The organism is Pseudomonas sp. BT76 TE3572, assembly GCF_050435365.1.
Taxonomy (GTDB): domain Bacteria; phylum Pseudomonadota; class Gammaproteobacteria; order Pseudomonadales; family Pseudomonadaceae; genus Aquipseudomonas; species Aquipseudomonas fluorescens_W.
The window spans coordinates 5,330,141-5,355,617 of the sequence record NZ_JBNDKE010000001.1 but is presented as its reverse complement, the minus strand read 5'-3'; the positions used below and the strand labels follow the sequence as shown (position 1 = coordinate 5,355,617).

Annotated in this window: 22 protein-coding genes; 14 read left to right on the top strand and 8 right to left on the bottom strand. The window is 60.4% G+C overall.

Annotated elements, in window-relative coordinates; all coding sequences use genetic code 11:
* Nucleotides 1-21 precede the first annotated feature (21 nt).
* The 3 genes from amn to ABH912_RS24300 all read right to left on the bottom strand — a co-directional run bounded on the left by amn (nt 22) and on the right by ABH912_RS24300 (nt 5,651).
* On the bottom strand, nt 22-1,521 hold the full coding sequence (amn, locus tag ABH912_RS24310; RefSeq protein WP_178082220.1) for an AMP nucleosidase: 1,500 nt from the start codon (nt 1,519-1,521) through the stop codon (nt 22-24).
* A 21-nt stretch (nt 1,522-1,542) separates the two neighbouring features.
* Nucleotides 1,543-3,192 (bottom strand): acyl-CoA dehydrogenase family protein, encoded by a 1,650-nt coding sequence (locus tag ABH912_RS24305; protein ID WP_429511829.1) that lies wholly within the window; start codon nt 3,190-3,192, stop codon nt 1,543-1,545.
* Between the two features lie 74 nt (nt 3,193-3,266).
* Entirely contained in the window at nt 3,267-5,651 is a 2,385-nt protein-coding gene (locus ABH912_RS24300; protein WP_429511828.1) for a 7TM diverse intracellular signaling domain-containing protein, read from the bottom strand.
* Between the two features lie 324 nt (nt 5,652-5,975).
* Between ABH912_RS24300 and ABH912_RS24295 the strand changes: the two genes are divergently transcribed.
* The 4 genes from ABH912_RS24295 to ABH912_RS24280 all read left to right on the top strand — a co-directional run bounded on the left by ABH912_RS24295 (nt 5,976) and on the right by ABH912_RS24280 (nt 9,521).
* Nucleotides 5,976-6,773: a hydroxymethylpyrimidine/phosphomethylpyrimidine kinase gene (locus ABH912_RS24295; protein WP_429511827.1), complete on the top strand. Its 798-nt coding sequence runs from the start codon at nt 5,976-5,978 to the stop codon at nt 6,771-6,773.
* Between the two features lie 32 nt (nt 6,774-6,805).
* The gene (gene thiE, locus ABH912_RS24290; RefSeq protein WP_429511826.1) at nt 6,806-7,429 is read left to right on the top strand and encodes a thiamine phosphate synthase; all 624 of its coding nucleotides are present in this window, start codon (nt 6,806-6,808) and stop codon (nt 7,427-7,429) included.
* A gap of 29 nt (nt 7,430-7,458) precedes the next feature.
* Nucleotides 7,459-8,742 (top strand): glutamate-1-semialdehyde 2,1-aminomutase, encoded by a 1,284-nt coding sequence (gene hemL, locus ABH912_RS24285; RefSeq protein ID WP_033054177.1) that lies wholly within the window; start codon nt 7,459-7,461, stop codon nt 8,740-8,742.
* Nucleotides 8,743-8,966: 224 nt separating this feature from the next.
* Nucleotides 8,967-9,521 carry a tetratricopeptide repeat protein gene (locus tag ABH912_RS24280; protein ID WP_033054173.1) on the top strand — a complete coding sequence of 185 codons (555 nt, stop codon included), beginning with the start codon at nt 8,967-8,969 and terminating at the stop codon, nt 9,519-9,521.
* A gap of 170 nt (nt 9,522-9,691) precedes the next feature.
* Here ABH912_RS24280 and ABH912_RS24275 read toward each other — a convergent pair whose 3' ends face one another.
* Nucleotides 9,692-10,021: a DUF1820 family protein gene (locus ABH912_RS24275; RefSeq protein WP_007894425.1), complete on the bottom strand. Its 330-nt coding sequence runs from the start codon at nt 10,019-10,021 to the stop codon at nt 9,692-9,694.
* Between the two features lie 134 nt (nt 10,022-10,155).
* Here ABH912_RS24275 and miaB point away from each other — a divergent pair, with 134 nt between their 5' ends.
* From miaB to lnt, 5 genes are all read left to right on the top strand, one after another.
* Nucleotides 10,156-11,484 (top strand): tRNA (N6-isopentenyl adenosine(37)-C2)-methylthiotransferase MiaB, encoded by a 1,329-nt coding sequence (miaB, locus tag ABH912_RS24270; protein WP_033054384.1) that lies wholly within the window; start codon nt 10,156-10,158, stop codon nt 11,482-11,484.
* 206 nt (nt 11,485-11,690) lie between these two features.
* Nucleotides 11,691-12,707, top strand: coding sequence for a PhoH family protein (locus tag ABH912_RS24265; RefSeq protein WP_033054171.1), 1,017 nt, complete (start codon nt 11,691-11,693; stop codon nt 12,705-12,707).
* Nucleotides 12,700-13,194: an rRNA maturation RNase YbeY gene (gene ybeY / locus ABH912_RS24260; RefSeq protein WP_033054170.1), complete on the top strand. Its 495-nt coding sequence runs from the start codon at nt 12,700-12,702 to the stop codon at nt 13,192-13,194. The genes ABH912_RS24265 and ybeY overlap by 8 nt, the downstream gene beginning before the upstream one ends.
* A 5-nt stretch (nt 13,195-13,199) precedes the next feature.
* Nucleotides 13,200-14,039, top strand: a complete 840-nt coding sequence (locus tag ABH912_RS24255) for an HlyC/CorC family transporter (RefSeq protein ID WP_008152854.1) — start codon at nt 13,200-13,202, stop codon at nt 14,037-14,039.
* A 15-nt stretch (nt 14,040-14,054) separates the two neighbouring features.
* Nucleotides 14,055-15,578, top strand: a complete 1,524-nt coding sequence (gene lnt, locus ABH912_RS24250; protein WP_429511825.1) for an apolipoprotein N-acyltransferase — start codon at nt 14,055-14,057, stop codon at nt 15,576-15,578.
* Between the two features lie 127 nt (nt 15,579-15,705).
* Here lnt and ABH912_RS24245 read toward each other — a convergent pair whose 3' ends face one another.
* A complete protein-coding gene (locus tag ABH912_RS24245) occupies nt 15,706-16,464 on the bottom strand; it encodes a YdcF family protein (RefSeq protein ID WP_033054168.1) in 759 nt (252 codons plus the stop codon).
* Between the two features lie 108 nt (nt 16,465-16,572).
* The gene (locus ABH912_RS24240) at nt 16,573-16,893 is read right to left on the bottom strand and encodes a hypothetical protein (RefSeq protein WP_033054165.1); all 321 of its coding nucleotides are present in this window, start codon (nt 16,891-16,893) and stop codon (nt 16,573-16,575) included.
* A gap of 279 nt (nt 16,894-17,172) precedes the next feature.
* On the opposite strand from ABH912_RS24240, the gene leuS reads away from it, so the two are divergent.
* From leuS to ABH912_RS24215, 5 genes are all read left to right on the top strand, one after another.
* A complete protein-coding gene (leuS, locus tag ABH912_RS24235; RefSeq protein WP_429511824.1) occupies nt 17,173-19,779 on the top strand; it encodes a leucine--tRNA ligase in 2,607 nt (868 codons plus the stop codon).
* A gap of 88 nt (nt 19,780-19,867) precedes the next feature.
* Nucleotides 19,868-20,473: an LPS assembly lipoprotein LptE gene (gene lptE, locus ABH912_RS24230; RefSeq protein WP_033054161.1), complete on the top strand. Its 606-nt coding sequence runs from the start codon at nt 19,868-19,870 to the stop codon at nt 20,471-20,473.
* Between the two features lie 39 nt (nt 20,474-20,512).
* On the top strand, nt 20,513-21,550 hold the full coding sequence (gene holA / locus ABH912_RS24225) for a DNA polymerase III subunit delta (protein WP_033054159.1): 1,038 nt from the start codon (nt 20,513-20,515) through the stop codon (nt 21,548-21,550).
* A gap of 112 nt (nt 21,551-21,662) precedes the next feature.
* On the top strand, nt 21,663-21,827 hold the full coding sequence (gene arfA / locus ABH912_RS24220) for an alternative ribosome rescue factor ArfA (protein WP_429511823.1): 165 nt from the start codon (nt 21,663-21,665) through the stop codon (nt 21,825-21,827).
* Between the two features lie 62 nt (nt 21,828-21,889).
* On the top strand, nt 21,890-23,212 hold the full coding sequence (locus ABH912_RS24215) for a lytic murein transglycosylase (RefSeq protein WP_033054157.1): 1,323 nt from the start codon (nt 21,890-21,892) through the stop codon (nt 23,210-23,212).
* Nucleotides 23,213-23,328: 116 nt separating this feature from the next.
* On the opposite strand, the gene ABH912_RS24210 is transcribed toward ABH912_RS24215, so the two are convergent.
* Both ABH912_RS24210 and lipA read right to left on the bottom strand, forming a co-directional pair.
* Nucleotides 23,329-24,279 carry a S66 peptidase family protein gene (locus ABH912_RS24210; RefSeq protein WP_429511822.1) on the bottom strand — a complete coding sequence of 317 codons (951 nt, stop codon included), beginning with the start codon at nt 24,277-24,279 and terminating at the stop codon, nt 23,329-23,331.
* Between the two features lie 174 nt (nt 24,280-24,453).
* Nucleotides 24,454-25,476, bottom strand: a complete 1,023-nt coding sequence (gene lipA, locus ABH912_RS24205; protein ID WP_008152832.1) for a lipoyl synthase — start codon at nt 25,474-25,476, stop codon at nt 24,454-24,456.
* Nucleotide 25,477 lies beyond the last annotated feature (1 nt).

Genomic DNA, 25,477 nt, shown 5'->3' with positions numbered 1-25,477 from the left:
CCAAATGACCACGACAAACCGTTAGCGGAACGGCGGCTCGTCGAAGCTGCGCAGTTTGCGCGAGTGCAACGAGTTGAGTTCGGTGCGCAACAGGTCCACCGCCTCGATACCGATCTTCAAATGCTGGCTGACCGCACGCTCATAGAAGGCGTTGGCCGAACCCGGCAGTTTGATTTCGCTGTGCAACGGTTTGTCCGAGACGCAGAGCAACGTGCCGTACGGAACCCGCAAGCGATAACCTTGCGCCGCGATGGTGCCGCTTTCCATGTCCACCGCCACGGCGCGAGACAGATTGATCAGCGGACGCTCCTGAGCCCAGCGCAACTCCCAGTTACGGTCGTCGTAGGTCAGCACAGTGCCAGTGCGCAGGCGTTTTTTCAGTTCGTCGCCCTTCTCACCGGTGATATTGGCCGCCGCTTGCTGCAACGCCATCTGCACTTCGGCCAGGGCCGGAATCGGAATATTCGGCGGCACGACCCGATCGAGAATCCCGTCGCGGCGCATGTAAGCGTGCGCCAGCACGTAATCGCCAATCGTCTGCGACTGACGCAAACCGCCGCAGTGACCGATCATCAGCCAGCAATGCGGACGCAGCACCGCCAGGTGGTCGGTGATGTTCTTGGCGTTGGAGGGGCCGACGCCGATGTTCACCAGGGTCACCCCGTGGCCGTCGCTGGCGATCAGGTGATAGGCCGGCATCTGATAGCGGTGCCAAACCACACCGGCGGCAATCGCCGAGGCTTCGCCGTGGTCCATGCTCTTTTCGATGATCACGTTGCCCGGCAAGACCATGCGCACGAAACGCGGATCGCTGCGCAACTGTTCCAGGCCATGGACGATGAACTGGTCGACGTAGCGGTGGTAGTTGGTCAGCAGAATCCATGGCTGCACATGACGCCAGTCGCTGCCGGTGTAATGCACCAGACGGCGCAGGGAGAAATCCACCCGCGCAGCGTCGAACAAGGCCAACGGCAGCGGGTCGGTGTTTTCCCAATCGTACAAACCGTCGGCAATGCCATCGGTCGCGGCCGACAAGTCGGTACTCGGGAACACCCGCGCCAGCACGGCCGCAGTCACGCCGGAGCCCGCCAGCTCATCGCCCTGCTCGACCACATACGGATAAGGAATGTTTTGCTGGCTGATGCCGACTTCCACGGTCACGGTGAAGTCGTGCATCAACGGCACGAGTTGCTCCAGCAAGTACTTACGGAAAGCCGCCGGATGGGTGACGGTGACGCTGTAGGTTCCGGGCAACTGAACCTTGGCGTAGGCGCGAGTGGTCTGTGGGACTTCGCCCTGGCAAAGGTAGGTCAGACGCAATTCGGGATAACGAAACATCGCACGCTGTTCGGCGTCCGGTTCGACTCGATCCTTGAGGTAACGCTTGAGCGCCTGGTTCAGCGCGGTGGTTGCACGATTGTGCAAGAGCGCAAGCCGGTCCACGGCTTGCTCGGCGGTTTGAACGACAATAAAAGCTTCGGTCACGATCAGCATCCTGTGTTCTGACTTGCAGGCCTTCATCTTGCCTGCAAGTCAGCGCGATCAGAAGCCCTGTGGTGTCGACCGGGCAACAATCGCTTCCACATCCAGCCCACGTGGCAACGCGCCATACACCCGACCGGCCGAACCGAGGCGGCTGGCGATGAAGGCTTCGCTGACGGTGGAGTTGCCCGCTTCCAGCAACAGCTTGGCCTGAAGGCCCAAGGCGATGTCTTCGGTGAGCTGCCGCGCACGATATTGAATGTCGCGGGTGTCCTTGAACGCGGCCTGCAATTGAGTGATGTGTGCGGCCAGACGTTTGTTGCCATGACCATCGCCCAATTCGCTGAACAATACGTCAAGCACACCCGGTTCCTTCGACAACGCTCGCAACACGTCGAGGCATTGCACGTTGCCGGAACCTTCCCACGTCGAATTGACCGGTGCCTCACGGTACAACCGCGGCAGGATGCTGTCTTCGACATAACCGGCGCCGCCCATGCATTCGGCAGCTTCGTTGATCATCCCGGGCGCGCGCTTGCAGATCCAGTACTTGCCCACCGCCGTGACCAGCCGAGCGAATTTGGCTTCATGCTCGTCATCCAGATGATCCAGCGCCCGGCCCATGCGCAGGCTCAAGGCCAGGGCGGCTTCGCTTTCCAGGGCCAGGTCGGCCAGGACGTTCTGCATCAAGGGTTGTTCGCTGAGTAGTTTGCCGCCGACCTTGCGGTGGGCGCAGTGATGGCTGGCCTGGGTCAGGGCCTGGCGTATCAGCGAACTGGAACCGACCATGCAATCGAAGCGGGTCATGGCGACCATTTCGATGATGGTCGGAACGCCCCGCCCTTCCTCGCCGACCATCCACGCCAGCGCACCACGGAACTCCACTTCGCTGGAAGCGTTGGAGCAATTGCCAAGTTTGTTCTTCAGGCGCTGTATGTAGAACTGATTGCGCGTGTCATCCGGGCGATGGCGCGGCAGCAGGAAACAGGTCAAACCCTTGTCTGTCTGGGCCAGGGTCAGGAAGGCATCGCACATGGGTGCCGAACAGAACCACTTGTGGCCCACCAGTTCATACGCCTGCCCCGGACCACTGGCACCGACCGGAAAAGCCTTGGTGGTGTTGGCCCGCACGTCGGTGCCACCCTGTTTCTCGGTCATGGCCATGCCGATGGTGACCCCGGCCTTGTGGGCCATGCCGACGTTGCGCGGGTCGTATTCGGTAGAGAGGATTTTCGGCAGCCACTGCTCGGCCAGGTCCGGTTGCAGACGCATCGCTGGAACGCTGGCGAAGGTCATGGTCAGCGGGCAACCACTGCCGGCTTCGGCCTGGCTGTGCAGGTAGGTCATGGAGGCGCGGGCGACATGAGCGCCGGACTGCGGATGCGCCCAGGGCATTGAGGTCAAACCGTGTTCGACCGCGGTGCGCATCAACTCGTGATACGCCGGGTGAAACTCCACCAGATCGATGCGATGGCCGTAACGGTCATGGCTGCTGAAAACCGGCTTGTTCTGATTGGCCAGGAACCCCGCTTCCATCAGCGGCCCGCCGGCCAGTGCACCGTAAGCGTCGATCCGCGACTCGGCCCACCCGGCCCCGAAACGCCGCGACCACTCCTGCAACGGCAGGTCGATGCGATACAGGTTGGCGCCGTCCAGCGACGGTGGCTGGTTGGTGACTTCGTGGGTTTCGGCGAACTGATGCAGGTTCATGACGGGGCTCCTTTGGTCAGCCAAGTGACTTCAGTTAAGCACCGCCCCTTGACCGAACAAAGTGTCATATCCGCCTAACTGTCGGCGCTTTCACCCTGTCTTGGGCACAGCACCCGGCGATAGAGCGCTGCCTGCAAGTCCTCGAATTTCACCGGTTTGCTCAGGTAATCGATCAAGGCACCGGTCGGGCAGCGTTCCCGATGAATGCTCAAGGCAATCACGAATACCGGCAGTTCGCCGCAGCCCGGCAACGCGCGGATCTGGCAACAGAGGGACGTGCCACCCAGAGATGGAAGCTGGCCATCGAGCAATACCGCATCGAAGGTTTCGCGCTGCAAGTGATCGATCGCGCCAGCCCCGTTGTCGGCGGTGCGAACCCGGAAGCCCAGCTTGAGCAACATGCCACGCATCACCAACTGATTGATGCTGTTGTCATCAACCAGCAGGACGGTGCAGTCCTGAGGCAGCCGCAAACGAGGAAACTCCCGGGTCATCAAGGGCACTGACGGCCGCTCGACCACAGGCAATTCGAACTCGACGTCGAGCTGGAAGCGGCTGCCGCGACCGAGCTCGGAGCGGTGAGTCAGTTTTCCACCGAGCAATTCGACCAGTTGCCGACAGATCGCCAGGCCGACGCCCAGACCGCCGTATTCACGGGTCATCGAGCCATCGAGCTGGAAGAACCGCTGATACAGCGTCGCCTCCCCCAGATCGGTGAAGCCGATGCCGGTGTCGATCACCGCAAAGGACAGGGCCAGTCGGTCGGGCGCCACGGGTTTACCCGTCACCCGCAGCGCCAGTCCGCCGATCCGAGTGAACTTGATCGCGTTATCCAGCAGGCATTCCAGGCATTGCGCCAACTTGGCGCTGTCGCCGTTCAAGCGATCCGGCAGCCCCGGCGTGACCTCGACTTTGAAGTCCAGCGACTTGCTCATCGCATTGCCCTCGAACTGCAGGCGCAAAGCCTCGACCACGCCGCGCAAACTGAAAACGGCCGGATAGGTCTTGAGCTTGCCGGCCTGCAATTCGGTCAGGGTGAGGATGCCGTTGACCATGCGCATCATGTCTCGCGCCGAACCGGCGGCCGTTTGCTGGTATTGCTCCAGCTCCGGGTCCATCTCGACGGTCTGCATCAGTTCCAGCGAGCCGATCACACCGTTCATGGGTGTGCGCAATTCGTGGGTCAGCGTGGCGAGGAATTCGTCCTTGAGCTTGTTACTGCGAGCCAGTTGCTGGTTCAGCACTTCAAGCGTTTGACCGGCATCGAACAAGGTCTGCGCCTGTTGCTCGCGCATGGCGTTGATGCGATCGGCCAGCGCCAGGGACAGCAGCGCCACCTCTATTGCCGAGCCAATCTGGCTGGAATACATGGTCAGGAACACGTTTGGCAGGTAACCCAGCACCATCAGGGTGTTGACGATGCCGCCGAGTAAAAACGCCGACCAGGCAATGATGAAATAACGCGCCACTCGCAGGCCACGCAGCCAGGCGAAAATCCCTGCGGCAAAAATCACCACGGTGAAGGTCAGTGCCAGCGCCGTCGCCAGGCGCAGGGCCAGTGCGTAACTGGTCATCAACGACAACCCGACCACCACCGCGCTAAACGCAATCAACGCCAGCAACAAGCGGTCGAGCCAACGACTGTGGGTTGCCGTCTGCAAGAAGCTGCGCGCGAACTGGCTGCCGAACAGGCCTGCGCAACCGATGAAAAACGGCGTCGCGGCGTTGGCCCACCAGGGATTGTTCGGCCAGAAATATTCCACGGCCGCGCCGTTCACTGACAGCTGATACAAGCCGAACGAGGCGATATAGAAGATGTAATAGAGGTAGCTGGTATCGCGCACGCTGAGATAGATGAACAGGTTGTACACCAGCATCCCCAGCAACACGCCGTAGATCAGCCCCAGCACATAGAGTCGGACCGGTTGCGCTTCCAGGTAAGCAGTGCTCGACCATAGGGTGACCGGCGCCTGGATCGACCCTTCACTTTGCAGGCGCAGGTACAGGGTTTGCGCTTGATCAGGGGTGAAGTTCAGATCGAACAGGTAGTTGTTCTGGCGGATTTCGCGACTGTCGAACGGCAAGGCATCGCCGGTCTGACGTGCCAGTTGATAGCCACCGGCCGCATCGGGCAAATAGAGGTCAATGTGATCAAGGGGCGGATAGGCCAGTTCCAGCAACCAGGTGCGTTGAGCCGCAGGGTTGGTCGGGCGGTAATGCAGGTCGATTTTCAGCCAGAACACTGAACGCGAGTAACCGGCGTTGAGGGTGGCTTTGTCGTGGGGTTTGAAGTTTCCAGCCGCGGCTTGTGCACGGACATCGGCGATGCTCGCCTGACCGCCCGCGTCCTCGAACACTTGCAAGGTTCGGCCCAGGGGAAGGCTTTGAGTGAACTCGTCGAATTCGACTGCACTTGCCATGAGGGGCAAGCACAACAGCAACATCAGCAAATAGCGCATTTAAGCCCCAGCGTGGCCTGTCCGGTTATCTCAGGAAGCCCCTCATTCCTTTTGAGTAGACGTAAAACCGGTATTACCTGTTATTCGTTTGGATCCACTCTAGCATAGCCGTTGGTGGCCATTGAACACCATTGAAATTTTTCCTACAAAGGCTCTAGCACGGGCGTTCCAGCTCAATACATTGGTCTAGAGCTGTTTCGCCGGTCAGATTGTGACAATGCCGAACTTCTGTGGCGAGGGAGCTTGCTCCCTCGCCACAATGTATCGGCAAACCTGACGGTCACTGCCCCCGAAAAACAATGTTTGGTGGTAAGCTCGCGCACCATGAATATCTACAGCTCTCGCCCCGTTGTCCTCTGTCTCTCCGGCCACGACCCAAGTGGTGGCGCCGGCTTGCAGGCAGATATCGAAGCCCTGCTCGCTCAGGGTTGTCATGCGGCCCCGGCCGTCACCGCCCTGACCGTGCAAGACACGGTCAACGTCACTGACTTCCGCGTCCTCGACCGTGAGTGGGTGTTGGCCCAGGCCAATGCCGTGCTCAACGATTCCGAAGTCGCTGCCGTCAAACTGGGCATGCTCGGTTCACTGGAAATGGTCGACACCGTGGTCGAACTGTTGTCGGCGCACCCGCATTTGCCGGTGGTCTGCGACCCGGTGTTGCGCGCCGGTGGCGGCGGACGCCTGGGCAAGGACGAAGTCGGCTACGCCATGCGCGAGCGCCTTCTGCCTCTGTCGATCATCGCCACTCCAAACCTTCCCGAAGCCCGCATCCTCGCCGAACTGTCCGAAGGCACCGCGGACGAGTGCGCTGAAAAACTCCTGCCATTCGTCAAACACCTGCTGATCACCGGCGGCCATGGCGATGAACACGAAATCCACAATCGCCTGTACAGCCGCGACGGTCACCGCGAAACCTTCACCTGCCAGCGCTTGCCCGGCAGTTATCACGGCTCCGGTTGCACGCTGGCCAGCGCCCTCGCCGGTCGTCTGGCCCTCGGCGAAAACCTCGCCAGTGCCGTGCAGACCGCGCTTAACTACACGTGGCGCACCCTGCGTGATGCAGAGCAGTTGGGCAAAGGCCAGTTCGTGCCGCGCCGCCTGCCGCTGGATTTCTGTTCGTAACTGTCCATGCGTAAAGCAAAAAGGATTGCCCGATGAAGCTACGTGGCCTGTACGCCATTACCGATAGCCAACTGCTGGCAGGTAAATTTCTTTCGTACGTGGAGGCGGCGCTGGAAGGCGGCGTCACCCTGCTGCAATACCGCGACAAGAGCAGCGACGAGGCCCGTCGCCTGCGCGAGGCCGAAGCCTTGCGCGATCTGTGCGAACGCTACAAAACCCAACTGATCATCAACGACGATGCCGAACTGGCCGCACGCCTGAACGTCGGCGTGCACCTGGGACAGACCGACGGCCCGCTGATGCCGGTTCGGGCACTGCTCGGTCGCCAGGCGATCATCGGTTCGACCTGCCACGCACAACTCGAACTCGCCGAGCAAGCGGCCAAGGAAGGCGCCAGTTACGTCGCCTTCGGTCGTTTCTTCAACTCCAACACCAAACCCGGCGCACCGACTTGCAGCCTCGAATTGCTCGACCAGGCCCGCAGCAAACTGCACCTGCCGATCTGCGCGATTGGCGGCATCACCCTGGAAAACGCCGCGCCACTGGTGGCCCACGGGGTTGATCTGCTGGCGGTGGTGCATGGCCTGTTTGGCGCCGAGAGCACGGCTGAAGTGACACGCCGCGCCCGCGCATTCAACGAATTGCTTCATATTTAGAAAGCTAGTCTGACTTTGAGAGCCAAATCATGTCTCGTTCCGAAACGCTGTTTGCCAATGCCCAGAAACACATTCCCGGTGGCGTGAACTCGCCTGTTCGCGCCTTCAAAAGCGTGGGCGGCACGCCGTTGTTCTTCAAACACGCGGAAGGCGCCTACGTCACCGACGAAGACAACAAGCGGTATGTGGATTACGTCGGTTCCTGGGGGCCGATGATTCTCGGCCACAGCCACCCCGACGTGCTGGACGCCGTGCGCAAACAGCTTGAGCACGGTTTGTCCTACGGCGCGCCGACCGAGATGGAAACCCAGATGGCTGATCTGGTCTGCTCGATCGTGCCGTCGATGGAAATGGTGCGCATGGTCAGCTCCGGCACCGAAGCGACCATGAGTGCGATCCGTCTGGCCCGTGGTTTCACCGGCCGCGACAGCATCATCAAGTTCGAAGGCTGCTACCACGGTCACTCCGACAGCCTGCTGGTCAAGGCCGGCTCCGGCGCCCTGACCCAAGGCGTACCGAGTTCGGCCGGTGTGCCGGCGGCCTTCGCCAAACACACCCTGACCCTGCCATTCAACGACATCGACGCCGTAGCAACCATGCTCGCCGAAGTCGGCCAGGACGTGGCGTGCATCATCGTCGAGCCAGTGGCCGGCAACATGAACTGCGTACCGCCGGCGCCAGGGTTCCTCGAAGGCCTGCGCACCCTGTGCGACAAGCATGGCGTGGTACTGATTTTCGACGAAGTGATGACTGGTTTCCGTGTCGCCCTTGGCGGCGCACAAGCCCACTACGGCGTGAATCCAGACCTGACCACCTTCGGCAAAATCATCGGCGGTGGCATGCCGGTTGGCTGCTTCGGCGGCAAGCGCGAAATCATGTCGCACATCGCGCCATTGGGCCCGGTCTATCAGGCGGGCACCTTGTCGGGTAACCCGCTGGCCATGGCTGCCGGCCTGACGACCCTGCGCCTTATCAGCCGCCCGGGTTTCCACGCAGAGTTGACTGACTACACCAGTCGCCTGCTCGATGGCTTGCAACAGCGCGCCGATGCGGCGGGCATTCCGTTCGTGACCACACAGGCCGGCGGCATGTTCGGCCTGTACTTCAGCGGTGCCGACGACATCGTGACCTTCGATGACGTGATGGCCAGCGACGCCGCCCTGTTCGGGCGCTTCTTCCACCTGATGCTCGAAGGCGGCGTGTACCTGGCGCCGAGTGCCTTCGAAGCCGGCTTCACCTCGATCGCCCACGGCGAAACCGAGCTGAAACTGACGCTGGATGCCGCCGAGCGCGCATTTGCTGCATTGAAATAACGCTGTGCCGCTGACGTTGGCGACTGCCAGCGTCAGCTTTCACCTGCATTCCCGCCCTTATTCCTACGCCTCTGCTCAAAATTCCCAGCAAAGTGGGCGATATATTCCCCGCGCAGCAGAAAAACGAGTAAAGACTTTGTAAGGTTGGCCCTGCTTATTTCATAATGCGCGCTTATTGGATCCCTCGATGGGTCCACGCGCCCTTCAGAGGTAAGTCGATTCCCATGAACCGCACCGGCCGCGCCCTTGCATTGGGCTGCCTGTTGCTCCTTCAGCCCCTGCTCGCGCTCGCACAAGCAGGCGGCAACTCGTTGTTAATCCCAGCGATGGGTCGTTGCACCCTCAATACTCAGCCGCAAGATCTGGCGCAGGCTCTCGCCGCCTGCCAGAAAGCGTCGGATGAAGGGGATGCGCAAGCGCAATACGAGTTGGGTGAGTTCTACTACGACGGCAAAAATACGCCGCGCGACCTCAAAAAAGCCCTGGGCTACTTCGAAAAGGCCTCGCTGCAAGGCCATGCTCAGGCGCAATTCAAACTCGGCTCCATGTTCTTCCACGGCGAAGGCGTACCGGCCAATAACGTTCAGGCGTATATCGTGCTGAAAATGGCTGCGGTCAATGGCGCTGAAGAAGCGTTGGACACCGCCGACGAAGTCGCCGAGAAAATGCCCCGCGAAGAACTTGAAGTGGCGACCCAGGTGCTGGGGCAAATCTTCCGCAAGTATCTGATGGAATTGCAGAGCGCCGATGGGCGTACGCCGTTCTCACCCCTTCCCTGAATCCTGCTAACAACCTGGTGGGCTTTTGTGGCGAGGGAGCTTGCTCCCGCTGGGGCGCGAAGCGGCCCTGAATCCTGCAATCACAGTCTGTCAGGCACACCGCATTCTTCGGTTTTACGACTGCTTCGCAGCCGAGCGGGAGCAAGCTCCCTCGCCACAGGGTCTGCTGCTTACTTCTCAGGCATCGGCATCGGAAACGGCATGACATTGCCGACCGCGCCGCGGGCTTCGCTGATTTTCGGCGTACCGAGGCGCTCGACTTCGTCGATCCGCACGATCGAATGCATCGGCACAAAGCTGCGCACAACGCCTTCGAACTGAGCCTTGAGCTTCTCTTCGCTCGGATCGACGACCACTTGCGTGCGCTCGCCAAAGACGAACTCTTCCACTTCCAGGAAGCCCCACAGATCACTTTGATAGATCTGCTTGGCATACATTTCGTACACCTGGCCCTGGTTGAGGAAAATCACCTTGTAGATTGGAGCTTCACGTTTGGTCATGGTGGGCGAGCAACACATCGGGGATAAAAATGAGGGCGCGAACTATAGCATAGCCACCGGACGCACAGCGGTAGGAACCTTGGGTCATGTTCCCTATAATGCGCGGTTCTTTGAATCACGTGATGACTCTTTCCATGGCCAAGAAGCTTTACATCGAAACCCACGGTTGCCAGATGAACGAGTACGACAGCTCGCGCATGGTCGATCTGCTGGGCGAACACCAGGCCCTGGAAGTCACCGCTCGCGCTGAAGATGCCGACGTGATCCTGCTCAATACCTGCTCGATCCGCGAGCGCGCCCAGGACCGGGTGTATTCCCAGCTCGGCCGCTGGCGCGAACTGAAACTGGCCAACCCGGACATGGTCATCGCCGTCGGCGGTTGCGTGGCCAGCCAGGAAGGCGCGGCTATCCGCGATCGCGCACCGTACGTGGACGTGGTCTTCGGCCCGCAAACTCTGCACCGCCTGCCGGAAATGATCGACGCCGCCCGCGCTACCAAACTGCCGCAAGTCGACGTCTCGTTTCCGGAAATCGAAAAGTTCGACCACTTGCCCGAGCCGCGCATCGATGGCCCAAGCGCCTACGTGTCGGTCATGGAAGGCTGCAGCAAGTACTGCACGTTCTGCGTGGTGCCTTACACCCGCGGCGAAGAAGTCAGCCGACCTTTCGATGACGTGATCGCCGAGATCATCCACCTGGCTGAAAACGGCGTGCGCGAAGTGACCCTGCTGGGGCAGAACGTCAATGGCTATCGCGGGACCACTCATGACGGTCGTTTGGCTGACCTGGCCGAACTGATCCGCGTCGTCGCCGCCGTCGATGGCATCGACCGCATCCGCTACACCACCTCACACCCGCTGGAGTTCTCCGACAGCCTGATCCAGGCCCACGCCGACGTGCCGGAACTGGTCAAACACCTGCACTTGCCGGTGCAATCGGGCTCGGACCGGATCCTGGCGGCGATGAAGCGCAACCACACCGCGCTGGAATACAAATCCAAACTGCGCAAGCTGCGGGCCGCTGTGCCGGGAATTTGCATCAGCTCGGACTTCATCGTTGGCTTCCCGGGCGAGACCGAAAAAGACTTCGAACAGACCATGAAGCTGATCGAAGACGTCGGCTTCGACTTCTCCTACTCGTTCGTCTACAGCCAGCGCCCCGGTACTCCGGCTGCCGATCTGGCCGACGAAACGCCGGAAGCGCTGAAAAAAGAACGCCTGAACGCCCTGCAACATCGCCTGAACCAGCAAGGCTTCGAGATCAGCCGACAAATGGTCGGTTCGATCCAGCGGATCCTGGTGACCGATTATTCGAAAAAAGACCCCGGCGAACTGCAAGGCCGGACCGAGAATAACCGCATCGTCAATTTCCGCTGCGACAATCCCACGCTGATTGGGCAGTTCGCCGATGTGCGCATCGACGCCGCCCAGCCGCACTCGCTGCGGGGCTCGTTGATCCAATAACACCCCATTACCCTGTGGGAGCGAGCTTGCTCGCGATTACGGTCTGACATTCAACATATAAGTCGTCTGTCATGCCGCCATCGCGAGCAAGCTCGCTCCCACAGGGGACGGTGTTTGAGCTTGGGTTATTTAAGAGCTTTCGCACCCAGGCCACTGGCGTTATCCTTGATTTCATCTTAATTGCCCCAGGGCGGCTAAATACGACCTTGAACGCACCCATAGAACCACATCGTTTTATCCTCGAGCCTTTTGAAGCTCGCCGCTTCGCCAATCTGTGCGGGCAATTCGACGAGCATCTGCGCTTGATCGAACAGCGCCTGACCATCGAGATCCGCAATCGCGGAAACCAGTTCGAACTGATCGGCGAGCCCAAGCACACCACCTCCGCGGAAAACCTCCTGCGCCGCCTGTACCGGGAAACCAAGGGTACCGAGCTGTCGCCGGACATGGTTCACCTGTTCCTGCAGGAATCGGCCGTCGAAGAGCTGGACAACGTCTCCCCCTCCGAACCTTCCGTCGCCCTGCGCACCAAAAAAGGCATGATTCGCCCTCGCGGCTTGAATCAGTTGCGCTATGTGAAGGAAATCCTCGGTAACGACATCAACTTCGGCATCGGCCCGGCCGGTACCGGCAAGACTTATCTGGCCGTTGCCTGCGCGGTAGACGCGCTGGAACGCGAGCAGATTCGCCGCATCCTGCTGGTGCGCCCGGCGGTTGAAGCAGGCGAAAAGCTCGGCTTCCTGCCCGGTGACCTGTCGCAGAAGATCGACCCTTACCTGCGCCCGCTCTACGACGCGCTCTACGAAATGCTCGGCTTCGAACACGTCGCCAAGCTGATCGAGCGTCAGGTGATCGAAGTTGCGCCGCTGGCCTACATGCGCGGTCGCACCTTGAACAACAGTTTCATCATCCTCGACGAAAGCCAGAACACCACCGTCGAGCAAATGAAGATGTTCCTGACCCGGATCGGCTTCGGCTCCACTGCGGTCATCACCGGTGACATCACCCAGGTCGACCTGCCGAAAGGCACAAAATCCGGGCTGCACCATGTGATCGAAGTGCTCAAAGACGTGCCGGGCATCAGCTTCACCCATTTCATGCCCAAAGACGTCGTGCGCCATCCGCTGGTGCAGCGCATCGTCGAAGCTTACGAGCGCTTCGAGAATCGCGTGGCCGACGAACCGGCGAAGTTCTCGTCCAAGGACAATCGCCACGATGCTTGAGCTTGATCTGCAACTGGCTACCGACGCGCCTGCCCCAAGCGAAGCCGAGTTCCGCCAATGGTGCGAACTGGCGCTGCGCCAGCGCACAGCCGACTCCGAAATGACCATCCGTTTGGTCGATGAAGAGGAAGGTCGCGAGCTGAACCACACCTGGCGGCAAAAGGATTACGCCACTAACGTCTTGTCGTTTCCTGCCGATGTGCCCGACGAGTTTCTCGACATCCCTCTGCTGGGCGATCTGGTGATCTGCGTGGCGGTGGTTCAGCGAGAAGCCGCCGAACAAGGCAAGGCACTCAAGGCCCATTGGGCTCATCTGGTCATTCACGGCTGCTTGCATCTGCTGGGTTACGACCATATAGATGACGATGAAGCCGAAGAAATGGAAGCACTGGAACGAACGTTGCTTGCAGAGTTGGGCTATCCCGACCCGTATGCGGACGACGAAACAGACGCATCCCCTATCGTTACAACAAAGGATTCAGAGTAATCGCTATGAGCGAAGATCGATCGAGCAACGGGCAAAAGTCATGGCTGGGTAAGCTCACCCAGGCTTTTGCCCACGAGCCGAAGAACCGCCAGGAGCTGCTGGAGCTGCTGCGCGATGCACACCAAAACAAGTTGCTGGACAGCGAAGCGCTGGCCATTGTCGAAGGCGCCATCCAGGTCGCTGACCTGCAAGTTCGGGACATCATGGTCCCGCGCTCGCAGATGATCAGCATCAAGGCGACCCAGACACCCCGCGAGTTCCTGCCTGCCGTGGTCGACTCGGCCCACTCCCGCTACCCGGTGATCGGCGAAAGCCACGATGACGTGATGGGCGTGTTGCTGGCCAAGGACTTGCTGCCGTTGATCCTCAAGGAGAACGGCGACAGCTTCAACATCAAGGACCTGCTGCGCCCGGCCACTTTCGTGCCTGAGTCCAAGCGTCTGAATGTGCTGCTGCGCGAGTTCCGCGCCAACCACAACCACATGGCCATCGTCATCGACGAATACGGCGGTGTGGCCGGCCTGGTCACCATCGAAGACGTGCTGGAACAGATCGTCGGCGACATCGAAGACGAGCATGACGTCGAAGAAGACAGCTATATCAAGCCGCTGCCCAGCGGTGATTTCCTGATCAAGGCCCTGACGCCGATCGAGAACTTCAACGAGTTCTTCGACAGCCAATTCTCCGATGACGAATTCGACACTGTCGGCGGTCTGGTGATGAGCGCGTTCGGGCACCTGCCAAAACGCAACGAAATCACTGAAATCGGCCCTTATCGCTTCCGCATCCTGAACGCCGACAGCCGTCGGATTCACTTGCTTCGCCTGACGCCTATTGCTCGGTAAAAACTAAGGATAGAAATGCGCTGGATAACCCGCCCCGGCTGGCCCGGTAACCTGCTGGCCGTGGCGGCCGGTGCACTCACCACCCTGGCCCTGGCGCCGTTCGATATCTGGCCGTTGGCGTTGCTGGCGGTCGGTTTCTTCTATGCCGGCTTACGCGAGCTGAACCCACGTCAGGCCCTGGGCCGTGGCTGGTGTTTCGGTTTCGGCCTGTTTGGCGCTGGCACCAGTTGGATCTACTACAGCATTCACCACTTCGGCGGCGCTTCGGTGCTGCTGGCCGGTTTCCTGATGCTGATCTTCACGGCGGCGATTGCCTGGTTCTTCGCCCTGCCCGCCTGGATCTGGGCGCGCTGGCTGCGCCGTAACGAAGCGCCGCTGGCCGATGCCTTGGCGTTCGCGGCTCTGTGGGTCGGCCAGGAAGCCTTTCGTGGCTGGTTCCTGACCGGCTTCCCCTGGCTTTATTCCGGCTACAGTCAGCTCAACGGTCCATTGGCCGGGCTCGCGCCACTCGGCGGGATGTGGCTGATCTCCTTCACCCTGGCCCTGACGGCCGCGCTGTTCTATAACGCTTTGCGTCTGGTGCGCACCGGTCGCAAAGGTTTCATCGCCGCGGGCGTGTTGCTGCTGGTCGGCCCTTGGGTGGCCGGCATGGCGCTCAAGGAACACGCCTGGACAAGCCCGGCGGGTGCTCCGCTGAGTGTCGCGGCGATTCAGGGCAACATCGAACAAAGCATGAAGTGGGACCCGGCGCAGCTCAACGCGCAGTTGGCGCTGTACCGCGACATGAGCTTCAGCTCGAAACGGGTCGACTTGCTGATCTGGCCGGAAACGGCCATCCCGGTGCTCAAGGAGTCTGCCGAGGGCTACCTGAACATGATGGGGAATTTTGCTGCAGAGCGTAATTCCGCGCTGATTACCGGCGTACCGATTCGCGAGGAAGTCCATCACCAGAAGCGCTTCTACAACGGCATCACCGTCGTGGGCGAAGGCGATGGCACTTACCTCAAACAGAAGCTGGTGCCGTTTGGCGAATATGTTCCGTTGCAGGACGTGCTGCGCGGGCTGATCGCCTTCTTCGACCTGCCGATGTCAGACTTTGCCCGTGGCCCGGCTGATCAGCCGATGCTGCAGGCCAAGGGTTATCAAATTGCGCCGTTTATCTGCTACGAAGTGGTTTACCCGGAATTTGCCGCCAGCCTCGCAGCGCGTAGCGATCTGCTACTGACCATCAGCAATGACACCTGGTTCGGCACCTCGATCGGCCCGCTGCAACACTTGCAAATGGCGCAGATGCGCGCGCTGGAGGCCGGTCGCTGGATGATCCGCGCCACCAACAACGGCGTGACCGGTTTGATCAACCCGTTCGGCCAGATCACCACACAGATCCCGCAGTTCGAGCGCGGCATTTTGTACGGCGAAGTGGTGCCCATGCACAACCTGACGCCTTATCTGGAATGGCGTTCGTGGCCGCTGGTCATTGTTTGCGTGCTGTTGTTTGGTTGGGCGCTGGTGGCTAACCGGATGGCGAAAACCGTTTAACACTGCCGAGCTTTTGTGGCGAGGGAGCTTGCTCCCGCTGGACTGCGCAGCGGTCCCCTTTTGGGGCCACTTCGTGCCCCAGCGGGAGCAAGCTCCCTCGCCACAGATTCTTTATTCACCACTTCTATCAGTAGAAAAGTGAATATCCGATCTGCCCCACCGCCTCATTCAACAACTGCCCGCTCTGCCAGATCGACTTGAATTCCGGCATCCAGCCGCCCAGTGGCCGGGCGTTGTCCACGCCTAGAAACCCCACCGGTGCCGGCACCACTTCAAATCCTGCCTTTTTGAAACTCCAGACCGCTCGTGGCATGTGCCAGGCCTGAGTCACGACGACCACGCGCTTGATCCCTTCCGGCAACAACACCTCGGCGCTGAACTGCGCGTTCTCCCAGGTCGTGCGGCTGCGCCCTTCTTGCCAGCGCACCGCCATGCCGAAATCATCGCGCAACGAGTCCGCCATCAACTTCGCTTCGGTCGGCGGCGTGTCGTAATGCAGGCCTCCGCTGGTCAGAATCGGCAAACCGGAGGCCTTGGCCAGCCGCGCCGCATAGCGCTCACGTTCCAGGCCCACGCCCGTTGGCTGGTCAGCGCCCCATGCCAGATCGCCCCGCTCACGCCCCGAACCGAGCACCACGATCGCATCGGCGCGCTGACTCAGCGTTGCCCATTCATCGCGAGCCAGCGGCGCTTCACGCTCCAGCGCCTTGGCACCCCACTGCACCACCACCGGCAGACTCATCAGCCAGAAGCCGCCCACGCCCAACGCAAAGCAGAATCCGGCAAGGCGCGGTCTTGAGCGACGCAACCACCAGGCAAGCACCAACAACAGCAAAAGAATGCCGGGCGGCAACAGGAGTTGTTTAACGAAATAGCGAAAAGGCATCGAGCATCTCCAAAAAGATGCCCGAAGCCTAAGTGGGTTGACGCAATGCGACAACAAATACGAAAGGACTATGCTTCACAAATACATCAGACATTACTTCCAGTGTCCCTACTTGAATTGCAAAGACCGGACCTTTACCGCGTCCCTGCCGGGAACCTTGTCCTTGAGCCAGATGATCTTGGCCGAACGTGGTGCGTCGAGTTGCTTCACTGCTTCTGACAAGCATCCGTGTGTCTCACGTTCACTGCGATCGAGATACGCCTTGACCAGTGCAAACTCTGCGGGGCTCAAGCCACGCAATTCCAGTTCCAGCGGGCGCTCATCGCGTAACCGGCCAGCGGTTTTTGCCGCGTCCAGGGCCATTCCCAGACGATCGATCAGTCTTTCGTACAGCTCCGGTTTTGTAACTTTTTTTCGTGACTCAACCATCCATCACCTCATTGAAGATAAGACTCACTCCCCATTTAGAGCTTAGCTTCCATGAACAAACCGGCTGAATGCTGCGACCAACGGCCCTCGCAGCGTTTTTTGGGCGACCCGCAGCCGTAATCAGGGTTTCCCTCGGTAGAGTGCGGTCATGTATGCTACGGCGCTTCCTGTAACTCCACTTCCAGCTCGTCTGGACACCGAAACGCCGATTTGGCGTGATCACCGTCCAGCGTTGCATTGAAGAGGATTAGGCCACCCCTATTCAGTTCAAAAGTAGCCATGCACGAACAATATCAGCCCCGTGAAATCGAAGCCGCCGCCCAGTCGTTCTGGGACGAGCAAAAGTCCTTTGAAGTCAGTGAACAGCCAGGCAAGGAGACTTTCTACTGCCTGTCGATGTTCCCTTACCCCAGCGGCAAGCTACACATGGGGCACGTGCGCAACTACACCATCGGCGACGTGATCTCCCGCTACCAGCGCATGCAAGGCAAGAACGTCCTGCAACCCATGGGTTGGGACGCCTTCGGCATGCCGGCGGAAAACGCCGCGATGAAGAACAACGTAGCGCCCGCCAAGTGGACCTACGAAAACATCGCCTACATGAAAAACCAGCTGCGCAGCCTGGGTCTCGCGGTGGACTGGTCCCGTGAAGTCACCACCTGCAAGCCTGATTACTACCGCTGGGAACAATGGCTGTTCACTCGCCTGTTCGAAAAAGGCGTGATCTACAAAAAAAGCGGCACCGTGAACTGGGACCCGGTCGACCAGACCGTCCTGGCCAACGAACAGGTGATCGACGGTCGCGGCTGGCGTTCCGGCGCGCTGATCGAAAAGCGCGAAATCCCGATGTATTACTTCAAGATCACCGCCTACGCGGATGAGCTGCTGGAGAGCCTCGACGAACTGACTGGCTGGCCTGAACAGGTCAAGACCATGCAGCGCAACTGGATCGGCAAGTCCCGCGGCATGGAAGTGCAGTTCCCGTACGACGTCGCTTCCATCGGCGAAGCCGGTGTTCTGAAAGTGTTCACCACCCGTCCGGACACCCTGATGGGCGCGACCTACGTTGCCGTAGCCGCCGAACACCATCTGGCGACCCTGGCCGCGCAGAACAACCCTGAGCTGCAAGCGTTCATCGCTGAATGCAAGGGCGGCAGCGTTGCCGAAGCCGACGTCGCCACTCAAGAGAAAAAAGGCCTGCGCACCTCGCTGTTCGTCGAGCATCCGTTGACCGGTGAGAAACTCCCGGTGTGGGTCGCCAACTACGTGCTGATGCACTACGGCGATGGCGCGGTAATGGCCGTTCCGGCGCACGACGAACGTGATTTCGAGTTCGCCACCAAATACAACCTGCCGGTCAAACCTGTCGTGCGCACCAGCGCCGGCGACGAAACACCGACTCCGTGGCAGGACGCTTACAACGAATACGGCACGCTGATCAATTCCGGCGAGTTCGATGGCCTCGACTTCGCGGGCGCTTTCAACGCCATCGAAGTCGCGCTGATCAAGAAGAACCTCGGCGCCTCGCGTACCCAGTTCCGCCTGCGCGACTGGGGCATCAGCCGTCAGCGCTACTGGGGCTGCCCGATCCCGATCATCCACTGCAACACCTGCGGTGATGTACCGGTCCCGGAAGATCAGTTGCCCGTCGTATTGCCGGAAGACGTCGTACCGGACGGCGCGGGTTCGCCACTGGCGCGCATGCCCGAGTTCTACGAGTGCAGCTGCCCGAAATGCGGCGCACCGGCCAAGCGTGAAACCGACACCATGGACACCTTCGTCGAGTCCTCGTGGTACTACGCCCGTTACGCCTCGCCGCACTATGAAGGCGGTCTGGTGGAAAAATCGGCGGCCGACCATTGGTTGCCGGTGGACCAGTACATCGGCGGTATCGAACACGCCATTCTTCACCTGCTCTATGCGCGCTTCTTCCACAAGCTGATGCGCGACGAAGGCCTGGTGAGCTCCAACGAGCCGTTCAAGAACCTGCTGACCCAAGGCATGGTGATCGCCGAGACTTACTATCGTCGCGAAGCCAACGGTGCTTACACCTGGTTCAACCCGGCGGACGTCGAACTCGAACGCGACAGCAAAGCCAAAGTCATCAGCGCCAAGCTGATCGCAGACGGCCTGCCGGTGGAAATCGGTGGCACCGAGAAGATGGCCAAGTCGAAGAACAACGGCGTTGACCCACAGTCGATGATTGACCAGTTCGGCGCAGACACCTGCCGCCTGTTCATGATGTTCGCCTCGCCACCCGACATGAGCGCGGAATGGTCCGACTCTGGAGTAGAAGGTTCGCACCGTTTCCTCAAGCGCGTCTGGCGCCTGGCTCAAGCCCACGTCACTCAGGGCCTGCCGGGCAAACTGGACGTCGCCGGCCTCAATGACGACCAGAAAGTCATTCGCCGTTCGATCCACCAGGCCATCAAGCAGGCCAGCCACGACGTCGGCCAGAACCACAAATTCAACACCGCCATCGCCCAGGTGATGACGCTGATGAACGTGCTGGAAAAAGCCCCGCAAGGCACCGAACAGGATCGCGCGCTGGTTCACGAAGGCCTGGAAACCGTGGTCCTGCTGCTGGCGCCAATCACTCCGCACATCAGCCATGAACTGTGGCATCGCCTGGGTCACGCCGATCCGGTGATCGACGCCGGCTGGCCGGTGCTGGACGAGAGCGCTCTGGTGCAAGACAGCCTGCAACTGGTGATTCAGGTCAACGGCAAGCTGCGCGGCCACATCGAAATGCCCGCCAGCGCCAGCCGCGAAGAAGTCGAAGCCGCCGCACGGGCCAACGAGAACGTGCTGCGCTTTGTCGACGGTCTGACCATTCGTAAAGTGATCGTAGTGCCCGGGAAACTGGTCAATATCGTCGCCAGCTAATTGGATCAGGCGCTAGGTCATGCCTGGCGCCGAGTAAAACCTTTCGGGCCGCAAGATCGGCCCACATGGTTTCAAGGGGAGCAACAAGATGATCAAACGCAATTTGCTGGTGATGGGCCTTGCGGTCCTGCTGAGCGCCTGCGGTTTCCAGCTGCGCGGCACCGGCACCAATGAACTGGCGGTCAAGGAACTCGACCTGAGTGCCCGTAACGCCTACGGCGAAACCGTGACTCAACTGCGTCAGGTGCTGGAAAGCAGCGGCGTCAAGGTCTACAAGGGTGCACCTTACAAGCTGGTGCTGACCAATGAGCAGGAAAGCCAGCGCATCCTCAGCTATGCAGGTGCCGGTCGTACTGGCGAGTATCAGGTGAGCACAGTGCTGAACTACGACATCCGTGGTGCACGCGACCTGCCGCTGATGAGCGACAAGCTTGAAGTGCAGAAGATCTTTATCCACGACGGCAACAACCTGGTGGGTTCTGATCAAGAAGCCGCGACTGCTCGCGCTGAAACCCGTCGCGAGCTGGTTCAACGCATGATGCTGCGTCTGTCACAGCTCACTCCGACTCAGTTGGAGCAACTGCAACAGACTGCCGACGCCAAGGCCAAGGCCGAAGCCCAGGCACTGGAAGCTGCACAGAAGGCTGAAGCGGAAACCCCGCGTCAGTCGCCCATCGAAATCCCGCAGCAATAAGACTTACGGGGCGCTCAGGCGCCCCGTTTGCCCTCTCCTATGAAACTCGCCCCCGCCCAACTCGCCAAACACCTGCAAGGTGCCCTCGCGCCGGTCTATATCATCAGTGGCGATGACCCACTGCTGTGTCAGGAAGCCGCCGACGCCATTCGTGCCGCCGCCCGCCAACAGGGATTCGACGAGCGCCAGGTCTTCGCCGCCGACGCCAGTTTCGACTGGGGGACGCTGCTGCAAGCCGGTGCGAGCATGTCGCTGTTCGCCGAAAAACGCCTGCTGGAACTGCGTCTGCCGTCCGGCAAACCCGGTGACAAAGGCGCTGCCGCGTTTATCGAGTACTGTTCACGGCCCGCCGAAGACACGGTGTTGCTGATCAGCCTGCCGAAACTTGATGGCAGTGCGCAGAAAACCAAGTGGGGCAAGGCGCTGATTGAAGGTCAGCAGACCCAGTTCGTGCAAATCTGGCCGATAGAGGCCAATCAGTTGCCGAGCTGGATCCGTCAACGGTTGTCCCAGGCCGGGCTTTCCGCCAGTCAGGACGCCGTCGAACTGATCGCCGCACGGGTCGAGGGCAACCTGCTGGCCGCCGCCCAGGAAATCGAAAAGCTCAAGCTGATGGCCGAAGGTGGTCAGATCACCGTTGAAACCGTGCAAGCGGCGGTGGCCGATAGTGCGCGCTTCGATGTCTTTGGCTTGACCGATGCGATTCTCAACGGCGAAGCAGCTCATGCCCTGCGCATGCTCGAAGGCCTGCGCGGAGAAGGCGTCGAACCACCCGTGATTCTCTGGGCGCTGGCCCGGGAACTGCGCCTGTTGGCCAATCTGTCGCTGCAGTACAGCCAGGGCGTGCCGCTGGACAAAGCCTTCAGCTCTGCCCGACCACCGGTCTGGGACAAACGCAAACCGCTGATGAGCAAAGCCTTGCAACGTTATTCGGCGCAACGCTGGGCGCAGCTATTGCTGGAAGCGCAGCGCATCGACGCACAGATCAAAGGCCAGGCCGCCGGTTCTCCGTGGATGAGCCTCAGTCGATTGTCGTTGTTGATGGCCGGCCAAAGATTGTCGTTGCCCGCTGAATAAGATCTTTTGATTCTGCTTCCTACAAAAACAACCTGCATTTGTCCTATAGACAGAGCCCCGACTTCGGCCGATGATTTGCCCCGCAAAACCCACTCACTTGCGAGAAATCATCATGAGCAAAAAGCCATCCAAAAATGGCCCCAACAAGGCCAAATCCATCATCGCCCAGCCACTGTTCCGCTGCCGTCAGGAACCCGCCGGCAAGGGCAAAGGCAGCTACCGCCGCGAAGCCTTCCAGTCTAATAGCTGGGAGGCTTCTTACTTTCTGGCAGCCTGAAAGGCAAGCGCTCGCTCAACATGTTAAGGTCTGCACCTGATTCGTACTCTCTGGACCCGTGCATGCCCCTTTGTATTTCCAGTCGTTGGCCCCTGCGCCAACTGATAGCTGCCTCCAGCCTCGTTTTGCTAGTCGCCTGCGCGGAAAAACCGACCGCAGCCGACGCCAAGCCGCTTCAGACCCTCCCCGTTGCGACAGCCCCTGCGGTCATTCCGCCCGTGGTTCCGACGGGTGAAAATCTCGACATCCAGCCCACCCAGACCTTCGCCGAATGGCAGGCAGGGTTCCGCAAGGACGCTTTGGCCGCCGGTATCCGCGCCGATCTGTTCGACCGCGCCTTCGCCAATGTCAGCCTCGACACCAGCGTGATCCGTGCCGACCGCAGCCAGCCGGAATTCTCCCGCCCGGTGTGGGAATACCTCGACGGCGCCCTTTCGCCGTTGCGGGTACGCAAAGGCGAGGCGCTGGTCAGCCAGTACGCCGACATCCTGCAAAGCATCGAACAGCGCTACGGCGTCGATCGTCAGGCACTGGTCTCGGTGTGGGGCATGGAAAGTAACTTCGGGCAGTTTCAGGGCAACAAGTCGGTGATTAATTCCCTGGCGACCCTGGCCTATGAAGGTCGGCGTCCCGGATTTGCCCACGCGCAACTGATCGCCGCCCTGCAGATCCTGCAACAGGGTGATATCGAACCTGAGAAAATGCTCGGTTCCTGGGCGGGTGCCATGGGCCAGACCCAGTTCATCCCGACCACCTACAACACCCACGCCGTAGACTTCGATGGCGACGGCCGCCGCGACATCTGGGGCAGCCCGGCCGACGCGCTGGCGTCGACGGCGCATTACCTGCAAAGCTCGGGCTGGCAGAAAGGCCAGCCGTGGGGCTTTGAAGTGCAGCTACCGGGCAGTTTCAACTACATCCTGGCCGATGGCACGATTCGCAAGAGCGTCGCTGAATGGCAGCAACTGGGCGTCACCCTGCCCAATGGCGGCCAGGTTCCGCCGGGCTCCGAACACCTGTCAGCCGCCCTGCTGCTGCCGGCCGGTTACCGTGGCCCGGCGTTCCTGGTCCTCGACAACTTCCGCGCGATCCTCAAGTACAACAACTCGTCGTCCTACGCCTTGGCGGTGAGCCTGTTGTCCGAACGTTTCAACGGTTCAGGCTTCATCAGCGGCACGTGGCCCAAAGATGATTTGCCGCTGAGCCGTACCGAGCGGATCGAACTGCAAAGCCTGCTGAGCGCGCAGAACTACGACGCGGGCAATGCCGACGGCATTATCGGCGCCAACACCCGCAAGGCGATCCGCAGTGCCCAGCAGTCGTTTGGCTGGCCGGCGGATGGGTATCCGACGCACAAGTTGCTGGAAGGTTTGCGTAACCGCTGAAAAGCATCGCGGGCAAGCCCGCTCCCACAGGGGCAAGGTGTACGCAAATGCGGTATTCACCTTGAACTTGTGGGAGCGGGCTTGCCCGCGATGACTGACTGTCAGGCTGTGACGATCTAACGTTTGGTCACCACATCCTGCTCCAACACCAATTCCTTGTTCCCCGCATCCAGCCTCACCAGCGCGCCCATCGGCAACGTCAGGTTCGGATCGCAATGCCCGCTGCGCCAGCCGGACAACACCGGTATCCGCAATGGCTCGAAGGTCTGCTTGAGCAAGCGCTCCAGAGAAACCGTATCAACCCCCGCCACATCCCCCACCAAAACCCCCCGCAGCTTGTGCAGCGTGCCGGCAAGCCGCAGATGGGTCAGCAGCCGGTCGATGCGATACAGCGGCTCGTTGATGTCCTCGATGAACAGGATGACGCCCTCGGCTTCCAACTCATACGGCGTGCCCATGGTCGCAGCGATCATCGACAAATTGCCCCCCAGCAAACGGCCGTGAGCGATACCAGGCTCGATGGTGGTCAACGGGTAGGCCACCGGGTGCGTCAACACGCTGCCGGCCTTCACCTGCCCTCTGAGCATGTTGAAGAATGAAGGCTCGGTAGGTTTTTGCTTGTCACCCAGCAGGTCGGCGTTGAGCATCGGGCCATGAAAAGTCACGAAGCCCGCATAACGGCTGATCGCCAAGTGCAGCGCGGTGATGTCGCTGTAGCCGATGAATGGTTTGGCATTGCTGCGCAGCAATTCGAAGTCGATGCGATCGAGTAACCGCGGCGTACCGTACCCCCCACGCATGCAAATGATGGCGTCGACCTCACTGTCGGCGAACGCTGCGTGCAGGTCATTGAGCCGTACATCATCACTGCCGGCCAGGTAATCGTCTTTCTCATACACGCCGGGGAAAACCCGCAGTGAATACCCGCGAGCGCGCATCCAGGCGATGGCTTTATCGGTGTCCAGCGCTGCGGGACCGGCGGGAGCAATGACGCCGATCAGCCCTTGCGACGGCAAAGCCGGAACGGGTGCATGAGGACAAAGGGTGTGGGTCGGTCGAACGGTCATCCATGAATCTCCCTGCGTGAAAACGTCAAGCACACAGTAGTCAGGAACGGGGACAAACAGAAGAGGGTTCGTTGCCCCGCAGGTTGCAGGAAAAAACGCTGATTGCCGTGGGCAAGGCAAAAAAACGCCCGCAAGGCGCAAGGCCTTGCGGGCGTTTTCATGTCTTGCAACCGATCAGGACGACATCAGCTCGGCTTTAACCAGTTTCGCCTGCTCGTCGGCGTGATACGAGGAACGTACCAGCGGGCCGGAAGCGACGTTCTTGAAGCCCATCTTGTAACCTTCCTCGGCGAACCAGGCGAACACGTCCGGGTGCACGAAACGCTGCACCGGCAAGTGGCTGCGGGACGGTTGCAGGTACTGGCCCAGGGTCAGCATGTCGATGTCGTGTTCGCGCATGCGCTTCATGACTTCGATCACTTCTTCGTCGGTCTCGCCCAGACCCAGCATCAGGCCGGACTTGGTCGGAATGTGCGGCATCATCTGCTTGAAGCGTTGCAGCAGGGTCAGCGACCACTGGTAATCCGAACCCGGACGCGCAGCCTTGTACAGGCGCGGCACGGTTTCCAGGTTGTGGTTGAACACATCAGGCGGCTCGGCAGCGGTGATTTCCAACGCAACGTCCATGCGGCCACGGTAATCCGGGACCAAGGTTTCGAGCTGCACGTTCGGCGACAGCTTGCGGATCTCGCGGATGCAGTCGGCAAAGTGCTGGGCACCACCGTCACGCAAGTCGTCGCGGTCAACCGAGGTGATCACCACGTACTTGAGTTTCAGGTCGGCGATGGCGATGGCCAGGCTTTCCGGCTCGTTGGTGTCCAGTGGCTTCGGACGACCGTGGCCAACGTCGCAGAACGGGCAGCGACGGGTGCAGATGTCACCCATGATCATGAAGGTCGCGGTGCCACCGGAGAAGCATTCGCCCAGGTTCGGGCAGGACGCCTCTTCGCAGACACTGTGCAGCTTGTGTTTGCGCAGCAGGGCTTTGATGCGATCGACTTCCGGGGAAACCGGGATACGCACGCGAATCCAGTCAGGTTTCTTCGGCAGTTCGGTGGTCGGAATGATCTTCACCGGGATACGTGCAACCTTCTCGGCGCCGCGCAGCTTCACGCCGGCTTCAACCTTGGCACGCGGGGCCGGACGCTCGGTGACATCCAGCGTCGGGATCATGGTTTGCACTGCATCAGTAGTCATA

Coding starts and splice junctions, on each gene's coding strand:
- amn (WP_178082220.1), bottom strand. CDS start 1,521: ATGAAGGCCTGCAAGTCAGAACACAGGATGCTGATCGTGACCGAAGCT.
- ABH912_RS24305 (WP_429511829.1), bottom strand. CDS start 3,192: ATGAACCTGCATCAGTTCGCCGAAACCCACGAAGTCACCAACCAGCCA.
- ABH912_RS24300 (WP_429511828.1), bottom strand. CDS start 5,651: ATGCGCTATTTGCTGATGTTGCTGTTGTGCTTGCCCCTCATGGCAAGT.
- ABH912_RS24295 (WP_429511827.1), top strand. CDS start 5,976: ATGAATATCTACAGCTCTCGCCCCGTTGTCCTCTGTCTCTCCGGCCAC.
- thiE (WP_429511826.1), top strand. CDS start 6,806: ATGAAGCTACGTGGCCTGTACGCCATTACCGATAGCCAACTGCTGGCA.
- hemL (WP_033054177.1), top strand. CDS start 7,459: ATGTCTCGTTCCGAAACGCTGTTTGCCAATGCCCAGAAACACATTCCC.
- ABH912_RS24280 (WP_033054173.1), top strand. CDS start 8,967: ATGAACCGCACCGGCCGCGCCCTTGCATTGGGCTGCCTGTTGCTCCTT.
- ABH912_RS24275 (WP_007894425.1), bottom strand. CDS start 10,021: ATGACCAAACGTGAAGCTCCAATCTACAAGGTGATTTTCCTCAACCAG.
- miaB (WP_033054384.1), top strand. CDS start 10,156: ATGGCCAAGAAGCTTTACATCGAAACCCACGGTTGCCAGATGAACGAG.
- ybeY (WP_033054170.1), top strand. CDS start 12,700: ATGCTTGAGCTTGATCTGCAACTGGCTACCGACGCGCCTGCCCCAAGC.
- ABH912_RS24255 (WP_008152854.1), top strand. CDS start 13,200: ATGAGCGAAGATCGATCGAGCAACGGGCAAAAGTCATGGCTGGGTAAG.
- lnt (WP_429511825.1), top strand. CDS start 14,055: ATGCGCTGGATAACCCGCCCCGGCTGGCCCGGTAACCTGCTGGCCGTG.
- ABH912_RS24245 (WP_033054168.1), bottom strand. CDS start 16,464: ATGCCTTTTCGCTATTTCGTTAAACAACTCCTGTTGCCGCCCGGCATT.
- ABH912_RS24240 (WP_033054165.1), bottom strand. CDS start 16,893: ATGGTTGAGTCACGAAAAAAAGTTACAAAACCGGAGCTGTACGAAAGA.
- leuS (WP_429511824.1), top strand. CDS start 17,173: ATGCACGAACAATATCAGCCCCGTGAAATCGAAGCCGCCGCCCAGTCG.
- lptE (WP_033054161.1), top strand. CDS start 19,868: ATGATCAAACGCAATTTGCTGGTGATGGGCCTTGCGGTCCTGCTGAGC.
- holA (WP_033054159.1), top strand. CDS start 20,513: ATGAAACTCGCCCCCGCCCAACTCGCCAAACACCTGCAAGGTGCCCTC.
- arfA (WP_429511823.1), top strand. CDS start 21,663: ATGAGCAAAAAGCCATCCAAAAATGGCCCCAACAAGGCCAAATCCATC.
- ABH912_RS24215 (WP_033054157.1), top strand. CDS start 21,890: ATGCCCCTTTGTATTTCCAGTCGTTGGCCCCTGCGCCAACTGATAGCT.
- ABH912_RS24210 (WP_429511822.1), bottom strand. CDS start 24,279: ATGACCGTTCGACCGACCCACACCCTTTGTCCTCATGCACCCGTTCCG.
- lipA (WP_008152832.1), bottom strand. CDS start 25,476: ATGACTACTGATGCAGTGCAAACCATGATCCCGACGCTGGATGTCACC.